Origin of the sequence: uncultured Streptococcus sp. (assembly GCF_963516515.1) — a bacterium.
Taxonomy (GTDB): Bacteria; Bacillota; Bacilli; order Lactobacillales; family Streptococcaceae; genus Streptococcus.
In genome coordinates, this window is record NZ_CAUQCJ010000038.1 from 1 (window position 1) to 16,292 (window position 16,292).

The window sequence follows — 16,292 nt, forward strand, 5'->3', positions numbered from 1 at the left end:
TCAACACAGCGACTGTCATTCGTCAAGGAGAAATCCAAGAAGTACCTATCGATGACTTGGTAGTAGGTGACGTGGTTAAATTAAGCGCTGGGGATATGATTCCAGCAGATCTTCTGTTATTTGAGTCACGCGATTTCTTTGTCCAACAGTCTGGCTTGACAGGCGAAAGTGATTCTGTTGAAAAATTGGCCTTGACCAAGGCAACAGTTCAACAAGCTGATAGTCTTCTCGAAGCCGAATCCCTGGCTTTTATGGGAACCAATGTCTTGTCTGGTAGTGCCAAGGCTGTGGTTTTAGCAGTTGGTGATGATACCATGATGGGGGCCATTGAGCAGACTCTGAACACCTATGATGAGCCCACTTCGTTTGAGCGGGAGATGAATAGTATCTCTTGGCTCTTGATCCGTTTGATGTTGGTCATGGTGCCCATCGTTTTCTTGTCCAATGGTTTAACAGATGGCGACTGGCTGGAAGCTGGCGTATTTGCTTTGAGTGTTGGTGTTGGATTGACACCTGAAATGCTTCCTATGATTATTACCGCTAGCCTAGCAAAAGGCTCCATTATCATGGCCAAGGAAAAAGTGGTTATCAAGAAACTCAATGCCATACAGGACTTAGGGGCGATTGATATCTTGTGTACAGATAAGACAGGAACTCTAACCCAAGATGAAATCGTTCTAGAATATCCCTTGGACATCCACGGACGCTTGGATTTGACTGTCTTGAGACGAGCTTATCTCAATTCCTATTTTCAAACTGGCTTGAAAAATTTGATGGACAGAGCCATCATCAAACGGACTGAAAAGGAAGCTAAAGAACACGCTATCCTCCAAAATCTGGCTCAAACTTTTCAAAAAATAGATGAGCTTCCCTTTGATTTTGAACGTAGACGGATGAGTGTTATCGTTAAGGATGAACACGAAGTTGTTAGTTTGGTAACCAAGGGTGCCCTAGAGGAAATGTTGACGATTTCCAGTTATGCGGAATACCAAGGAGTGATTACTCCCTTGACAGATGTTATTAGAGAAGAAATTTTAGCAGAAGTCCGACAACTAAATCAACAAGGTTTGCGTGTCTTGGGAGTGGCCTATAAGTCAGGTTTGAGGGAAGGTCATGCCTATACAGTTGATGATGAAGGGGATATGATTCTAACTGGTTATTTAGCCTTCCTAGATCCTCCTAAACCATCTGCAGCACCAGCAATTAAGGCTCTGTTAGAACATGGGGTTCAAACAAAGATTTTAACGGGAGACAACGAAAAAGTTACCCAAGCAGTCTGTGAAAAGGTTGGTTTGGATATCAATCAGATGTTGTTAGGGTCTGAAATTGATCAGATGAGTGATCAAGAATTGGCCCAAGCCGTAGAGGAGGTAACCGTCTTTGCCAAACTTTCTCCTGACCAAAAAGCAAGGATTATTTTGCAATTTAAGGCTAATGGTCATGCTGTCGGCTATATGGGAGATGGAATCAATGATGCTCCTTCTATGAAAGTTGCAGATGTGGGGATTTCTGTTGATACAGCAGTAGATATTGCCAAAGAAACAGCTGATGTTATCCTACTTGATAAGGATCTCATGGTGCTGGAAAAAGGACTTGTTGAAGGGCGTAAGGTCTATGCCAATATGACCAAATATATCAAAATGACAGTGAGTTCTAATTTTGGAAATATCTTATCCCTATTGGTCTCTGGAATCTTTTTACCCTTTTTACCAATGGCACCAGTCCATTTGATTATCCTAAATCTAGTCTATGATTTGTCTTGTATTGCCTTGCCTTTTGACAAGGTGGACAAAGATTTTTTGAGAAATCCGCATACCTGGGAAGCTAAGTCCATCACACGTTTCATGGTTTGGATGGGGCCTATCTCTTCTGCCTTTGATATTTTGACCTTTATTTTGCTCTATTTTATCATTGTACCCATGACGACAGGTCATGCCTATGTTCATGGAGCAGAGTCGGCCGTAGGATTTATTGTCTTGTTCCAGACAGGTTGGTTTATCGAGTCTATGTGGTCACAGACCATGGTTATCCATATGTTGCGTTCAGCTAAAATTCCCTTTTTACAGAGTCGTCCAGCTTGGCTAGTCCTTGTGACAACCTTATTGGCTGCAGCCTTTGTGACCTTCCTTCCCTACAGTCCTCTCGCAAGCCTACTTCATCTCACTCCTTTAAAACCGATTTATTTCATCTTTTTACTTTTCATCATTATTTTGTACATGATTAGCGTGACAATTGTGAAAAAAATCTATATCAAGAAATATCAAGAATGGCTGTAAATTTCATTTTGTCAAGAAAAAAGTACGAAAATGACGAAAAAAGTCAAAAAAATTTAAAAATAGGTCGCAAGTCGGATGTTTTTTATGGTATAATCCCATCTTTAACAGTTTTTTGAAAACAAAGAGCCCCTAAATGCTGCTATAACAGCTTTTCGGAGCTCTTTTTCTCTTTTAAAAAAATGCGTACTTTTTATCGAGATTTGGTTTTTTTAAAAATTTTTTTCATATTTTTTTCGCTTATAATCTCAAAATCAGTTTGGAAGCCAAATGCTTGGTGGAGTTGATCCGTGATAGTTGTTCTGGTGTAAGTTGGAAGATATCCTACTCCATAAAGATGTTTGAACTTATAATTGCGTAAGGTTTGGATGAGTTCTGAACAGGTGACTGTTTCTCCTATTTGTTTTTCCAAGAGACGATAAATCATTAGTGCTAGGAAACAAATAGTGAAATGTGCTTGAATCCTATCTGAACGGCTGAGATAAACTGGTCTGGCTCGTAGTTCCTGCTTCATGATACGAAAACTCTCTTCAATTTCCCACCGCCTTTGATTGATGGCTACAATTGTCTGAATATCTTCATCTAGATTAGTAGCTATAGCGTAAAGACCGTCATATTGAGCCTCTTCCTGAATTCGTTCCTCATCAAGAGTTAGAATCCTTTTCTCGGCGATTTCCCCCTCCTTAGTAGTACTTGTTTCTTTCAGAAATCTCTTAAAATCGGTTTGTCTCTTCTTGGTAGCTTGGCTGGGCTTGCCCAGTAACTTACTAGCCCGTTCAATCTGTTTCTCTCGTATCGTTCGATGATAGTCTTGATATTTAGTAGAAAAGGTCACAATCAAGCGTTGATTTGGTAAGTCTTCATCATAAAAAGGAGATTCTTTAAAGAAAAGTTGTTTTTTTAATTCCTCCCTGTGTTCTAGCTCATCCAGATTGTAAAAGATAGGATTCTTATCCCCAACCATTCGCCAACCACTTTTATCCAAAGCCCAATCTCTGTATTCTTTCTTTAACTTCTTGATAGATTGAGTTGTGACATAGGAACGTTCTCCAAAAGAATTGTACACCTTATTGGCTTTTGATGAGAGTCCAGCATCTGTACAGACTACAAATTTTGAAGCCTTGTAATCCTTGACAATCTTTCTTTCTAATGGTTTAAGAGTTGTTTGTTCATTTGTATTTCCAGGGTGGATACAGAAAGCTAGGGGAATTCCTTGTTTGTCCATAAAGAGTCCCATCTCCACAATTGGATTTAGGCGATGTTCTTTAGATGGGCCGTATTGTCTCAGAAGCCCCTCCTCATCTTCATCTTCAATTTCAAAATAGAAGTTAGTACAGTCATAGTAGAGGACTTCTGTCTGTCGTTGAGTCATCTTTTTTGAAGTTTGATAGGTTTGTTCTTGTATAAACTCTGTTTCATTAGAAATAACTTCAAGAGCCCGATAAAAATGTTGGAGTTCAAATTCTTTAGGTTCGAGTAATGTTTTTGAAAATTCTAGGGTAGATCGTTTTGAAGCAGGAGCTAGAATCCGTCCATAAATCAAGCGAGATAGGATCTCATCTAGAGAGAAATTAAAACGATGTCGTTTTTGGATTTCTTTGTTAATTCTAGGCAGATCTAATTGATGATAGAGGTCTTGTAGGAAGAGATAGCCTCCATGATATTCGTTCAATTGATTTTGTTTTAACTGTTTGTTTTGACTAAAGGTAATGAGGAAATCTTTATTTTCTTCTTTTTCTTTCTCGGTTAATTCCTTAGCACGTAAACGAGCCCACTCAAGAGGTTCCATATCAGGATGTTCTTTTAAGATTGTGTTATGATTGCCTAGGTTTTCTACGATAGTAGAAGTCCGTTTATTTCCAACCTTGATATCTTTAATAATAGCGTAGTTGATAGTGTTTTTTGACTTTGATTGTTTAACTCTCATCTTTTCATACCTCACTCCATTATAACAAAGTACGAGAAAGTACGCAAATAAAAAGTGGTAAAATTTGACAAGAAAATGCTCTTATATCAACCTTTATGAGGATTTTTTTACTTCATAACTGTCAAAGTCCCGAGTATAAAATTCCCTTTTTACAGAGTCGTCCAGCTTGGCTAGTCCTTGTGACAACCTTATTGGCTGCAGCCTTTGTGACCTTCCTTCCCTACAGTCCTCTCGCAAGCCTACTTCATCTCACTCCTTTAAAACCGATTTATTTCATCTTTTTACTTTTCATCATTATTTTGTACATGATTAGCGTGACAATTGTGAAAAAAATCTATATCAAGAAATATCAAGAATGGCTGTAAATTTCATTTTGTCAAGAAAAAAGTACGAAAATGACGAAAAAAGTCAAAAAAATTTAAAAATAGGTCGCAAGTCGGATGTTTTTTATGGTATAATAGACTAAACTGATAGTAACATGTAGCGAAAGGGGTAGGTACATGATCAAAATTTATACAGTCTCAAGTTGTACTAGTTGTAAAAAAGCAAAAACCTGGCTCAATGCCCACCAGTTAAGTTATAAAGAACAAAACCTTGGTAAAGAAGGAATTACGAGAGAAGAATTACTGGATATTCTAACCAAAACAGATAACGGAATAGCCAGCATCGTTTCATCTAAAAATCGCTATGCCAAAGCCCTTGGAGTGGATATTGAAGATTTGAGTGTCAACGAAGTCCTCAATCTGATTATGGAAACACCGAGAATTTTAAAGAGCCCAATTCTTGTAGATGAAAAACGCCTGCAAGTTGGCTATAAGGAAGACGATATTCGTGCCTTCCTACCACGCTCTGTCCGTAATGTAGAAAATGCAGAAGCACGTTTGCGTGCAGCTCTATAAACATCAAGGCTGGGAGCAATTCCCAGTCTTATTCTATTTTAATTTCAAAAAGAAAGAAGAAAGAAATGAAAAAAATAGTTCTTGTTAGTCTAGCTTTCCTTTTTGTCCTGGTTGGTTGCGGACAGAAAAAAGAAACTGGAAAAGCTACAAAAACAGAAAAGGATACGCTTCAGTCGGCATTGCCAGTTATTGAAAATGCTGAGAAGAATACAGTTGTAACCAAGACTTTGGTCTTGCCCAAGTCAGATGATGGTAACCAGCAGACCCAAACCATTACTTATAAAGACAAGACTTTTTTGAGTCTAACTATCCAACAAAAACGTCCAGTCTCTGATGAGTTGAAGACCTATATTGACCAACACGGAGTGGAAGAAACTCAAAAAGCTCTTCTCGAGGCAGAGGAGAAGGATGAGACCATCATAGAAGCTCGTAAATTAGCAGGATTTAAGCTTGAAACTAAACTATTGAGTGCAACAGAACTTCAAACAACGACTAGTTTTGATTTTCAAGTTTTGGATGTCAAGAAGGCTTCTCAGTTAGAATATTTGAAGAACATTGGTTTAGAAAATCTTTTGAAAAATGAACCAAGCAAATATATTTCAGACAGATTGGTAAATGGTGCGACAGAACAGTAGAAAATCCAAATAAATAGACTGCCTGAATTGTAGAAGGTAAGGAATTATGCTATAATGGTACTATTCTAAGGAAAGAGGGTGTTAGAATGGGATTTACTGAAGAAACAGTACGTTTTAAATTGGACGATTCCAATAAAAAAGAAATTAGCGAAACTTTGACTGATGTCTATGCTTCGTTGAACGATAAGGGCTACAACCCGATTAACCAAATCGTAGGTTACGTATTGAGTGGAGACCCTGCCTACGTTCCTCGTTATAATAATGCACGAAATCAAATCCGTAAGTATGAGCGTGATGAAATCGTTGAGGAATTGGTTCGCTACTACCTTAAAGGACAAGGAGTCGATCTGTAATCTATGAGAATTATGGGATTGGACGTCGGTTCAAAAACGGTAGGGGTGGCTATTAGCGATCCGCTCGGTTTTACAGCTCAAGGGCTTGAAATCATCCAAATCAATGAGGAGCAAGGCCAATTTGGTTTTGACCGCGTTAAGGAGCTGGTTGATGCTTACAAGGTGGAACGATTTGTAGTGGGCTTACCTAAAAACATGAACAATACAAGCGGACCGCGCGTGGAAGCTAGTCAGGCATACGGAGCAAAGCTAGAAGAGCTTTTTGGTTTACCAGTAGACTATCAGGATGAACGCTTGACAACAGTTGCTGCGGAACGCATGTTGATTGAACAAGCAGATATAAGTCGCAATAAACGTAAGAAAGTCATTGATAAGTTAGCAGCTCAGCTGATTTTACAAAATTATTTAGATAGAAAATTTTAATATAAAGGAGAGGCTATGTCACACGATCATAACCACGACCACGAAGAACGTGAATTAATCACACTAGTAGATGAGCAAGGAAATGAAACCTTGTTTGAAATCCTTTTGACCATTGACGGAAAAGAAGAATTTGGTAAAAACTATGTTCTTCTAGTGCCAGTTAACGCAGAAGAAGACGAAGACGGACAAGTTGAAATCCAAGCTTACTCATTCATCGAAAACGAAGATGGAACAGAAGGCGAATTGCAACCAATCCCAGAAGACTCAGAAGACGAATGGAACATGATTGAAGAAGTCTTCAACAGCTTTATGGAGGAGTGATACAGTCTGGGAGACTGTATCAGCCCAACTCCTAGAAATTGGAAGAGTTGGAACGTCCAGTGGACGTTTTTACCCCTGCGCTAGAAATTAGAAACGCAGGCAGTCCGGGGGACGTTTTTAGCCTGACGCTAAAAATAAAAACCGTCAGTAAGTTCGGGGGATATTTTTACCCCAGTTCCTTTAAATAAGAGAGACTGGTAAGTCTGGGGGTGTTTTTAGCCCAAGTTAATATTCATAGTAGCTAGTTATTAGCTAACCAGGTTAGAGGTCGGGACGAAAATCCTGGCCTTGTTTTTATTAGTCATCATGCTTTGATGTGGTAATTGATTGGACTTTTGTCAAGGAGATATATATGTTTGAAGTAGAAGAATGGCTTCACAGTCGGATTGGTTTGAATTTTCGATCAGGTTTGGGGCGAATGCAACAAGCGGTGGATTTGTTGGAGAATCCAGAGAAGTCTTACCCTATTATCCACGTAACAGGGACTAATGGGAAAGGCTCTACCATTGCTTTTATGAGGGAATTATTTATGGGACATGGCAAAAAAGTTGCGACCTTTACCTCCCCTCATATCGTCTCTATCAATGACCGAATCTGCATTAATGGGCAACCTATAGCAGATGCAGACTTCATCCGTTTGGCTGATCAGGTCAAGGAGATGGAGAAAACGCTTCTGCAAACCCATGATCAGTTGTCCTTTTTTGAATTGCTGACCTTAGTTGCTTTTCTTTATTTTAGGGAGCAAGAAGTGGATTTGGTTTTATTAGAAGTAGGAATTGGTGGCCTACTTGACACGACTAATGTGGTAACTGGAGAGATTGCTGTTATCACCTCCATTGGGCTTGACCATCAGGAGACCTTGGGCGATAGTCTAGAAGCGATCGCAGAGCAAAAAGCTGGTATTTTCAAGGCTGGTAAGAAGGCAGTGATTGCTAAGCTAGCTCCAGAAGCTAGCCTTGTCTGTCAGGAAAAAGCGGAATCTTTAGCTGTTGACCTTTATCAGGCAGGTCAGGATTTTTCAATGCTGAATAGTGATTTTTCAAGTTCGTTGCTGAATCTTTCGCAGTTGAAAATAGGTTTAGAAGGAGCCTATCAGCAGGAAAATGCGGCCTTGGCATTGCAAACTTTTCTTCTTTTTATGGGAGAAGGAAAGGAAGTTGTTGATGAACAGGCTGTAAGAAAGGCCTTGAAACAGACCCATTGGGCTGGTCGTTTGGAGCGTATTCATCCACAGATTTACTTGGATGGTGCTCATAACCTCCCTGCCTTGACTCGCTTGGTTGAGTTTATCAAAGAAAAAGAGCAGGAAGGATATCGTCCTCAAATCCTATTTGGAGCCTTGAAACGTAAGGATTATCAAGGGATGTTGGCTTATCTGACTGAAAATTTACCTCAGGTGGAACTCAAGGTGACTGGTTTTGACTATCAAGGTTCTCTGGACGAGACAGATGTAACGGGTTACGACGTCATTCCTTCTTACCGAGAATTTATCAGCAGTTTCGAAGAAAGAGCCGACGCGCAGGACTTATTGTTCATTACAGGATCTCTCTATTTTATCTCAGAAGTACGGGGCTGCCTACTGGACCATGAGCAGATAAATTGACCTCCTTTTTTGAACTTGTTATACTAGGGGAACTACCAGTTAGAAGAAACATTCTCTAAATCGGTAGCAGAAAGGAAATTCATCATGAAATTAAAAACATTCACACTTTCTCTTGCTTCTCTAGCAAGTCTTAGTCTCTTAGTAGCTTGTTCACAAAGAACTCAACAAGTTCAACAACCAGTAGCTCAATCGCAAACTCAACAAACTCAGCAATCACAACCTACTGTTTCATCGTCTACAGAAAATAGCAACCAGGCAGCAACAAGTTCTTCACAAAATACAGTTACAGCTCAACCAACTAATATTGATGGAACTTATACTGGTCAGGACGAAGGAGACCGTATCACTTTAGTGGTAACTGGAACAACTGGTACATGGACACAGGTAGAAACTGACGGAGATCAAGAAATCAAGCAGGTTAGCTTCGATGCCGCTAATCAACGCATGATTATTGGTGATGATGCCAAGATTTATACAATTAATGGCAATCAGATGATTATCGACGATATGGATAGAGACGCTTCAGATCGTATCGTTTTATCAAAATAGACTAGAAGGAGACTGGATTTTTCGGTCTCTTTTATGATTACTTAGAAAAATGACCATAAATACTTGCCTTCTACCGAATACCTGCGTTATACTAGTATCATACTCAATGAAAATCAAAGAGCAAACTAGGAAGCTAGCCGCAGGCTGTACTTAAGTACGGCAAGGTGAAGCTGACGTGGTTTGAAGAGATTTTCGAAGAGTATCAATTACCTGTTTTTAGCATTCAAACTATCAAGGAGGGGATATGAAATATAGGAAATTTCAATTATTGATGTCCAAGTATGGCTTTAGTCTTTTGATTATGCTACTTGAACTTTCTCTTGTTTTTGGTCTCTTTCTTTATTTAGGTCGCATGGCTCCTATTCTTTGGGTGATTCTCTTAATCTTTATGAGTATGGCGACCATTGTTGCTATTGTCAATCGCTCCATGGCGCCTGAAAGCAAAGTAATGTGGTTAGTGGTGACTTTTGTTCCTGTTATTGGTCCTTTGCTCTATATAATGTTTGGTGAAAGGCGATTGTCCAAAAAAGAAATCAAGCAGTTGGACAAACTTGGTTCCATGCATTTTCGGGAGGATAACAGTAAAGCTCTCCGCCAGAAATTGAAGGAAGAGGATAAGGCGGCTTACGGAGTTATCAAATCTTTGTTAAGTATGGATAGTAACGCCGATGTCTATGATCGAACAGACTCACAATTCTTTTCTTCGGGTGAAAGCATGTGGCAATATATGTTGGAAGACCTCAAGAAAGCTGAAAAGTTTATCTTTCTAGAGTACTATATTGTCGAAGAAGGTCTGATGTGGAATAGCATACTAGACATACTAGAGCAAAAGGCAGCTCAGGGTGTAGAGGTCAAGATGCTCTATGATGATATCGGCTGTATGGCGACTTTGCCTGGAGACTACACTATTCAGCTTCGTAGTCGAGGAATTGAAGCCCATAAATTTAATAAGGTAATTCCTCGTCTGACGGTGGCTTACAACAATCGGGACCATCGTAAAATTCTGGTCATAGATGGTCAGGTAGCTTATACAGGAGGCATTAACTTAGCCGATGAGTACATCAATCATGTAGAACGCTTTGGCTATTGGAAGGACAGTGGGATTCGCTTAGATGGCCTTGGTGTCAAGGCTCTCACCCGTCTCTTTTTGATGACTTGGTATATCAATCGTGGGGAAATCAGCGATTTTGATCAGTATCACTTGGAAAATCAGCCTTGTTTTAGTCAAGGTCTCTGCATTCCTTATGGTAGTGGACCCAAACCCATCTTCCGTACTCAGGTAGGGAAAAAAGTCTATCAAAGTTTGATTAATCAGGCTACTGATTCAGTCTATATTACAACGCCCTATTTAATTATTGACTATGATTTAACTGAGAGTATTAAAAATGCAGCTATGAGGGGGGTTGATGTCCGCATTGTGACCCCTTTCATTCCAGATAAAAAATTAATCCAACTCATCACAAGAGGAGCCTATTCGGATTTGTTATCGGCAGGAGTAAGAATTTTTGAGTATAGTCCAGGCTTCATTCACAGTAAACAAATCTTAGTGGATAAGGACTTTGCTGCAGTTGGAACCATTAACTTAGATTATAGAAGTTTGCTTCACCACTATGAAAATGCAGTTTTGTTATATAAAACGGAATCAATCACAGAGATTCAAAAAGATTTTCAAGAGATTTTTTCGGTATCGCAAGAAATTTTCCCTCATACGATAAAAAATAGCTGGTATCAAAAATTGATTAAGGAAATTGCTCAGTTATTTGCCCCTATCTTATAAGAAATCTAGGACTTAGGATACGACTGAGTCCTCTTTGTCTTGCTTTTTACGAATAGAAAGATATAGGGGAGAAACGATGCTGACTCAGAAGGAATTGAACTATATCACGACATTTAAACAGACGCATTTACATCGATTTCGGGAAATTGAAACCTTTGTGAAACTATGCAAAAAATCGCTCAAACAGCCATCGCAAGCTGACAATTCTAGGTCTTTTTGATATACTAAGACAGATAAATTGAATAGGAGAAACGATATGGCTGTATATGGCAGAATCGAAGAAGTATCCGAAACGATACAGAGTAATGAAATAGAAAATAGATTGGATAGGAACCTTGATTCTCACGCGGAAAAAGAAGAGCGTGTAGCTTTCCCATTTTTCAGACTCATCATTGGAAGTACGATTGCAACGGTTTTTTCTGTGGTGCTTCCTTTACTCTTAGATATGGTAAGTCCCTCTCAGGCGCAGGATTTGTATATTGGGTGGGCTTTGCATCAGGGAGGACAGCTATACAGTAGTTATTATTCTGGTCAAGGTCTTCTTTATTATTTACTACTTTACATTACCCAAGGAGGTATCCTTTTTGCCTTGGTAGAATGGCTAGCCCTCTTAGGAGGGGGGTATTTCCTTTTTTCTGCAACTGACTATCTGACAGGACAAAGGGATCAAGCTAAGCAACTTTTAACGATATTTTATATTTTGGTATCTGGTCTTGGTTTTGGAGGAGGCTATGCTACGATTTTAGCTCTTCCATTCTTATTTGCAGGCTTTTCTTTAGTAGCAGGCTATCTGTCAAATCCTAATAATGACAAGGGATTTTTACGTTTGGGGATTTTCTTGGCTCTATCATTTTTCATAGAACCCCTAACTAGTCTTCTATTTATTGTAGCGATAACTGTAGGTTTATTGGTCTTTAATATTGGACATGGACGCTTTATACATGGAATTTATCAATTTTTTACGACAGCACTTGGTTTTTCTCTCCTATTTTATCCTTTAGGCTACTATGTCATCATTTCAGGAGGTTTTGGAGAGGCTTTAAGTAGATTTTTGTATCCATTTACTTCTATGATTACTTTTACTAATCCCCAGTTAGTAGAAAATACTTTATTCTATGGTCTATTAACCTTTGGATTAGGAACCTTCATCCTTATTTTTCTCGGTTTGTTCCAATCTAAAGAATCTAAATTATATGTCATCTCAGTACCAGCTAGCTTTGTTTTCTTATTTGTACTAGCCTTGTTGCTTTTTTCTCAAGAACCTCTTCACGGTTCGCGTTTGATTCTAATCCTTCCATTTTTACTCCTTCTTTTGATGGCCAGTATTCGTGGAAAACATTCAGCTAGAGGAGCTCGTTGTCGGAGAAGAGAGGAAGTTCCAAATTTATGGAAAAAATTTATGAGGGGAAATCTCTACTTACCGATTCTAGTAGTGGTTTATCTAATTGCAGTTCCTTTTGTAGCTCGTTTTGTCTTGCATCCAGCTTCATATAGTGAACAGCATCAAGTAGTAGATAGAATAAGACAAGAGACGAGCGAGGGAGACCAAATCTATATCTGGGATTCCCATGTTCAGATCTATAAAGAAAGCCAGCGTTTGTCTGGATCCATGTTCCCATCCCCTCTTCTCTACACGAATACAGAAGAAAATAAAACTAGTTTGATCAATGATTTGAAAGAAAATCAACCTAAGGTGATTGTGGTGAATGATAAGGTGGCGCTCTTGTCTGAAGTAGAAACACTTTTAAAAGAAAATTACCAACAAGTAAAGACCGATTACTCAGAGTTTAAAGTTTATAAAATTAAACAATAAAATCAATATCTTGTGTATTTTTAAAAATTTTAGGATTTTTAACACAAGATATTGATTTTTCTTTTTAGAGTGGTATAATACTTTTTAGAAAGAACATTTTAGAAAAGAGCATGCATATGATTGCACTAGAAGAAAAAATTACAATTTTGCCAACTCTCTTCGTCGAGAAACGAGATGGGAGACGTGTTGTATTTGATGTGGACAAGATTGATAAGGCTCTCCACAAGGCGGCAGACAAGGTTATGGATGTGACACCCTTAGTCGAAAAACGCCTCAATGCTCTGACTGAGCGAATTGTCACAGAAATTCATAGTCGCTTTCCACAAGGGGTTAAGATTTATGAAATCCAAAATATTGTAGAACATGAACTCCTTGAAGCCAAAGAATATGCTCTGGCTGAGGAGTATATCACTTATCGGACACAAAGGGATTTTGAACGCTCAAAAGCGACAGATATTAACTTTAGTATCCATAAGCTTCTCAATAAAGATCAGGCGGTTGTTAACGAAAATGCCAATAAAGACAGCGATGTCTTTAACACCCAACGTGATTTAACAGCAGGAATTGTTGGGAAGTCAATCGGGTTGCAAATGCTTCCTAAGCATGTAGCCAATGCCCACCAAAAAGGGGATATCCACTATCATGACTTGGACTACAGTCCCTATACCCCTATGACCAACTGCTGTTTGATTGATTTTAAAGGGATGTTGGAAAATGGTTTTAAGATTGGAAATGCAGAGGTAGAGAGTCCCAAGTCTATCCAGACTGCGACAGCCCAGATTTCCCAAATCATCGCCAACGTTGCTTCTAGCCAGTATGGGGGGTGTTCAGCTGACCGTATCGATGAAGTCTTGGCACCGTACGCAGAGAAGAATTACCGAAAACACCTCAAAGATGCGGAAGAGTGGGTCTTGCCTGAAAAACGGGAAGATTACGCTTGGAAGAAAACCCAAAAAGACATCTACGATGCCATGCAATCTCTTGAGTATGAAATCAATACTCTCTTCACTTCAAATGGTCAAACACCTTTTACTTCACTAGGTTTTGGTCTAGGAACTAGTCGTTTTGAACGGGAAATTCAAAAAGCTATCTTGACTATTCGGATTAAGGGTCTTGGTTCAGAACACCGCACAGCCATCTTTCCTAAACTCATTTTTACTCTGAAACGAGGCCTCAACTTAGAGGAAGGAACTCCCAACTACGACATCAAGCAGTTGGCACTAGAATGTGCAACCAAGCGTATGTACCCAGACGTCTTGTCCTATGATAAGATTGTTGACTTGACTGGTTCTTTCAAGGTACCTATGGGTTGTCGTTCGTTCCTTCAAGGATGGAAGGATGAAAATGGTGTCGAGGTCAATTCAGGCCGTATGAATCTGGGTGTTGTGACGGTCAATCTTCCTCGCATTGCCCTCGAATCTGAGGGCGACATGAATAAGTTCTGGGAAATCTTCAACGAGCGTATGAATATCGCAGAAGATGCTTTGGTTTATCGTGTTGAACGCACTAAAGAGGCGACACCAGCGAATGCTCCTATCCTGTATCAATACGGTGCTTTTGGTTATCGTCTAGGTAAAGAAGAAAGTGTTGACCAGCTCTTTAAGAATCGTCGGGCAACCGTTTCGCTGGGTTACATCGGCTTGTACGAGGTAGCGACAGTTTTCTTTGGAAGTAGCTGGGAACACAATCCAGACGCCAAGGAATTCACGCTGGACATCATTCGTGATATGAAACGCCGTGTAGAAGAGTGGTCAGACCAATACGGCTATCATTTCTCGATCTACTCAACACCATCTGAAAGTTTGACAGATCGTTTCTGCCGACTAGATACAGAGAAGTTCGGCTCTATTCCTGATATCACAGACAAGGAATACTACACCAATTCTTTCCACTACGATGTTCGTAAAAATCCAACACCGTTTGAAAAACTAGATTTTGAAAAAGTTTATCCAGAAGCAGGTGCGTCAGGTGGCTTCATCCATTATTGTGAGTATCCAGTCCTTCAGCAAAATCCTAAAGCCTTGGAAGCTGTCTGGGACTATGCCTATGACCGTGTAGGCTATCTAGGCACCAATACTCCCATAGACCGTTGCTACAAGTGTGACTTTGAAGGGGATTTTGAACCAACTGAAAGAGGATTTGCTTGTCCAAACTGTGGCAATAGCGATCCTAAAACAGTAGATGTGGTCAAACGGACTTGTGGCTATCTAGGCAATCCTCAAGCGAGACCTATGGTCAATGGCCGTCACAAGGAAATCGCTGCGCGTGTCAAACACATGAATGGATCAACGATTAAAATAGCTGGCCATCAAGTAACAAATTAGAAAGAACTGAAATGGGAAAATATCAATTAGACGATAAGGGGCGTGCACAAGTGACCCGTTATCACGAGAAACACTCTAAAGGTGGAGCTGGTAAAAAAGAACGCTTGCTCAACCTCAGAGAACAATTTTTAAACAAGAATAAGAAGAAATAAAAGTGAGAGTCAGCTCTCGCTTTTCTCTTAGTGGGAGGTAAGGATGGAACTACGAAGACCAAGATTAGCAGATAAAGAAACAGTTTTAGAGATGATGGCAGAGTTTGAAAAGAGCCAATCAGCCCATGATGGAGGATTTTGGGATACAGAGAACTTTGTGTATGAAGAGTGGTTGGAAAGCAATCAGAATCAGGAAATGGGGATTAATCTGCCTGAAGGATGGGTCCCAGCAATTCAGTTAGTAGCTTTTTCCGGGAAAGGTCAAGCACTTGGATTTCTTAACCTCCGATTGCGCCTCAATAACTTCCTACTAGAAAAAGGTGGCCACATTGGCTATTCCATCCGACCATCTGAAAGAGGCAAAGGTTATGCCCAGGAAGCTCTCCGTCAGGGTTTGCAAGTTGCTAAGGAAAAGAATATCAAGAAAGCTCTTGTGACCTGTAGCGTGAATAATCCTGCTAGTAGAGCAGTCATTCTAGCAAATGGAGGTCTCATTGAGGATGTTCGTAATGGAGTCGAGCGTTATTGGATAGAGGTAGCGAATGAATAATCCAAAACCACAAGAATGGAAAAGCGAGGAACTCAGTCAAGGGCGTATCATCGACTACAAGGCCTTTAACTTTGTAGATGGAGAAGGTGTGCGTAACTCTCTCTATGTATCAGGTTGCATGTTTCACTGCGAGGGATGTTATAATGTTGCGACTTGGTCTTTCAATGCTGGCATTCCATACACTGCAGAGCTAGAAGAACAGATCATGGCAGATCTTGCTCAGCCCTATGTTCAAGGCTTGACTTTGCTAGGAGGAGAGCCTTTTCTCAATACGGGCATTCTCTTGCCTCTCGTTAGACGCATCCGAAAGGAATTGCCAGACAAAGATATCTGGTCCTGGACGGGCTATACTTGGGAAGAAATGATGCTGGAGACACCGGATAAATTGGAACTCTTATCACTAATTGACATTCTTGTAGACGGACGGTATGATCGAACTAAGAGAAATCTCATGCTTCAGTTTCGAGGTTCGTCCAACCAACGAATTATCGATGTGCAAAAATCACTTAAAAGTGGGCAAGTAGTCATTTGGGACAAGCTTAATGACGGAAAAGAAAGCTATGAACAGGTGAAGAGAGAGTAACTTTCTTCCATAGAATATTTAAATAAATGACCTATCAAAAAAGAAAACATTTTCAGGTAACTTCTAGAACTAACTTCCAGTTTCCCACACCCTAGCTTTTAGTATGAGAA

The 16,292-nt window shown here is 39.8% G+C and carries 15 protein-coding genes and 1 pseudogene; 15 read left to right on the forward strand and 1 reads right to left on the reverse strand.

Annotated features, from left to right (window positions below):
• The coding region (gene mgtA, locus RYL77_RS07490; protein ID WP_315010831.1) for a magnesium-translocating P-type ATPase at positions 1 to 2,276 on the forward strand (2,276 nt) is incomplete at its 5' end.
• A gap of 190 nt (positions 2,277 to 2,466) precedes the next feature.
• On the opposite strand, the gene RYL77_RS07495 is transcribed toward mgtA, so the two are convergent.
• Positions 2,467 to 4,200 (reverse strand): IS1634 family transposase, encoded by a 1,734-nt coding sequence (locus RYL77_RS07495; protein WP_315010832.1) that lies wholly within the window; start codon positions 4,198 to 4,200, stop codon positions 2,467 to 2,469.
• A gap of 137 nt (positions 4,201 to 4,337) precedes the next feature.
• Here RYL77_RS07495 and RYL77_RS07500 point away from each other — a divergent pair.
• The 14 genes and pseudogenes from RYL77_RS07500 to nrdG form a co-directional block, all read left to right on the forward strand.
• Positions 4,338 to 4,565: pseudogene (locus RYL77_RS07500) on the forward strand (magnesium-translocating P-type ATPase); the annotation flags it as partial.
• Between the two features lie 135 nt (positions 4,566 to 4,700).
• Positions 4,701 to 5,099 carry a transcriptional regulator Spx gene (gene spx, locus RYL77_RS07505; protein WP_000591165.1) on the forward strand — a complete coding sequence of 133 codons (399 nt, stop codon included), beginning with the start codon at positions 4,701 to 4,703 and terminating at the stop codon, positions 5,097 to 5,099.
• Positions 5,100 to 5,164: 65 nt separating this feature from the next.
• Positions 5,165 to 5,734 (forward strand): SP0191 family lipoprotein, encoded by a 570-nt coding sequence (locus tag RYL77_RS07510; RefSeq protein ID WP_125420548.1) that lies wholly within the window; start codon positions 5,165 to 5,167, stop codon positions 5,732 to 5,734.
• An 86-nt stretch (positions 5,735 to 5,820) separates the two neighbouring features.
• Positions 5,821 to 6,087, forward strand: a complete 267-nt coding sequence (locus tag RYL77_RS07515; protein ID WP_000507059.1) for an IreB family regulatory phosphoprotein — start codon at positions 5,821 to 5,823, stop codon at positions 6,085 to 6,087.
• A gap of 3 nt (positions 6,088 to 6,090) precedes the next feature.
• Entirely contained in the window at positions 6,091 to 6,510 is a 420-nt protein-coding gene (gene ruvX, locus RYL77_RS07520; protein ID WP_033609357.1) for a Holliday junction resolvase RuvX, read from the forward strand.
• A 15-nt stretch (positions 6,511 to 6,525) separates the two neighbouring features.
• Positions 6,526 to 6,831 (forward strand): DUF1292 domain-containing protein, encoded by a 306-nt coding sequence (locus tag RYL77_RS07525; protein ID WP_000017620.1) that lies wholly within the window; start codon positions 6,526 to 6,528, stop codon positions 6,829 to 6,831.
• A gap of 352 nt (positions 6,832 to 7,183) precedes the next feature.
• A complete protein-coding gene (locus tag RYL77_RS07530; protein ID WP_315010833.1) occupies positions 7,184 to 8,434 on the forward strand; it encodes a folylpolyglutamate synthase/dihydrofolate synthase family protein in 1,251 nt (416 codons plus the stop codon).
• A gap of 84 nt (positions 8,435 to 8,518) precedes the next feature.
• Complete coding sequence (locus RYL77_RS07535; RefSeq protein WP_042901726.1) at positions 8,519 to 8,983, forward strand: SP_0198 family lipoprotein; 465 nt, start codon at positions 8,519 to 8,521, stop codon at positions 8,981 to 8,983.
• A gap of 244 nt (positions 8,984 to 9,227) precedes the next feature.
• Positions 9,228 to 10,760, forward strand: coding sequence for a cardiolipin synthase (cls, locus tag RYL77_RS07540; protein ID WP_315010834.1), 1,533 nt, complete (start codon positions 9,228 to 9,230; stop codon positions 10,758 to 10,760).
• Between the two features lie 256 nt (positions 10,761 to 11,016).
• Entirely contained in the window at positions 11,017 to 12,573 is a 1,557-nt protein-coding gene (locus tag RYL77_RS07545; protein WP_315010835.1) for a damage-inducible protein CinA, read from the forward strand.
• 116 nt (positions 12,574 to 12,689) lie between these two features.
• Entirely contained in the window at positions 12,690 to 14,897 is a 2,208-nt protein-coding gene (gene nrdD, locus RYL77_RS07550; protein ID WP_315010836.1) for an anaerobic ribonucleoside-triphosphate reductase, read from the forward strand.
• 11 nt (positions 14,898 to 14,908) lie between these two features.
• Complete coding sequence (locus tag RYL77_RS07555) at positions 14,909 to 15,049, forward strand: hypothetical protein (RefSeq protein ID WP_000521618.1); 141 nt, start codon at positions 14,909 to 14,911, stop codon at positions 15,047 to 15,049.
• Between the two features lie 43 nt (positions 15,050 to 15,092).
• Positions 15,093 to 15,599, forward strand: coding sequence for a GNAT family N-acetyltransferase (locus tag RYL77_RS07560; RefSeq protein ID WP_102210337.1), 507 nt, complete (start codon positions 15,093 to 15,095; stop codon positions 15,597 to 15,599).
• On the forward strand, positions 15,592 to 16,182 hold the full coding sequence (gene nrdG, locus RYL77_RS07565) for an anaerobic ribonucleoside-triphosphate reductase activating protein (protein ID WP_315010837.1): 591 nt from the start codon (positions 15,592 to 15,594) through the stop codon (positions 16,180 to 16,182). Before RYL77_RS07560 ends, nrdG begins: the two co-directional genes overlap by 8 nt.
• Positions 16,183 to 16,292 lie beyond the last annotated feature (110 nt).

Excerpts from the sequence above, each read along its gene's own strand:
- RYL77_RS07495 (WP_315010832.1), bottom strand. The coding sequence starts at position 4,200 with ATGAGAGTTAAACAATCAAAGTCAAAAAACACTATCAACTACGCTATT.
- spx (WP_000591165.1), top strand. The coding sequence starts at position 4,701 with ATGATCAAAATTTATACAGTCTCAAGTTGTACTAGTTGTAAAAAAGCA.
- RYL77_RS07510 (WP_125420548.1), top strand. The coding sequence starts at position 5,165 with ATGAAAAAAATAGTTCTTGTTAGTCTAGCTTTCCTTTTTGTCCTGGTT.
- RYL77_RS07515 (WP_000507059.1), top strand. The coding sequence starts at position 5,821 with ATGGGATTTACTGAAGAAACAGTACGTTTTAAATTGGACGATTCCAAT.
- ruvX (WP_033609357.1), top strand. The coding sequence starts at position 6,091 with ATGAGAATTATGGGATTGGACGTCGGTTCAAAAACGGTAGGGGTGGCT.
- RYL77_RS07525 (WP_000017620.1), top strand. The coding sequence starts at position 6,526 with ATGTCACACGATCATAACCACGACCACGAAGAACGTGAATTAATCACA.
- RYL77_RS07530 (WP_315010833.1), top strand. The coding sequence starts at position 7,184 with ATGTTTGAAGTAGAAGAATGGCTTCACAGTCGGATTGGTTTGAATTTT.
- RYL77_RS07535 (WP_042901726.1), top strand. The coding sequence starts at position 8,519 with ATGAAATTAAAAACATTCACACTTTCTCTTGCTTCTCTAGCAAGTCTT.
- cls (WP_315010834.1), top strand. The coding sequence starts at position 9,228 with ATGAAATATAGGAAATTTCAATTATTGATGTCCAAGTATGGCTTTAGT.
- RYL77_RS07545 (WP_315010835.1), top strand. The coding sequence starts at position 11,017 with ATGGCTGTATATGGCAGAATCGAAGAAGTATCCGAAACGATACAGAGT.
- nrdD (WP_315010836.1), top strand. The coding sequence starts at position 12,690 with ATGATTGCACTAGAAGAAAAAATTACAATTTTGCCAACTCTCTTCGTC.
- RYL77_RS07555 (WP_000521618.1), top strand. The coding sequence starts at position 14,909 with ATGGGAAAATATCAATTAGACGATAAGGGGCGTGCACAAGTGACCCGT.
- RYL77_RS07560 (WP_102210337.1), top strand. The coding sequence starts at position 15,093 with ATGGAACTACGAAGACCAAGATTAGCAGATAAAGAAACAGTTTTAGAG.
- nrdG (WP_315010837.1), top strand. The coding sequence starts at position 15,592 with ATGAATAATCCAAAACCACAAGAATGGAAAAGCGAGGAACTCAGTCAA.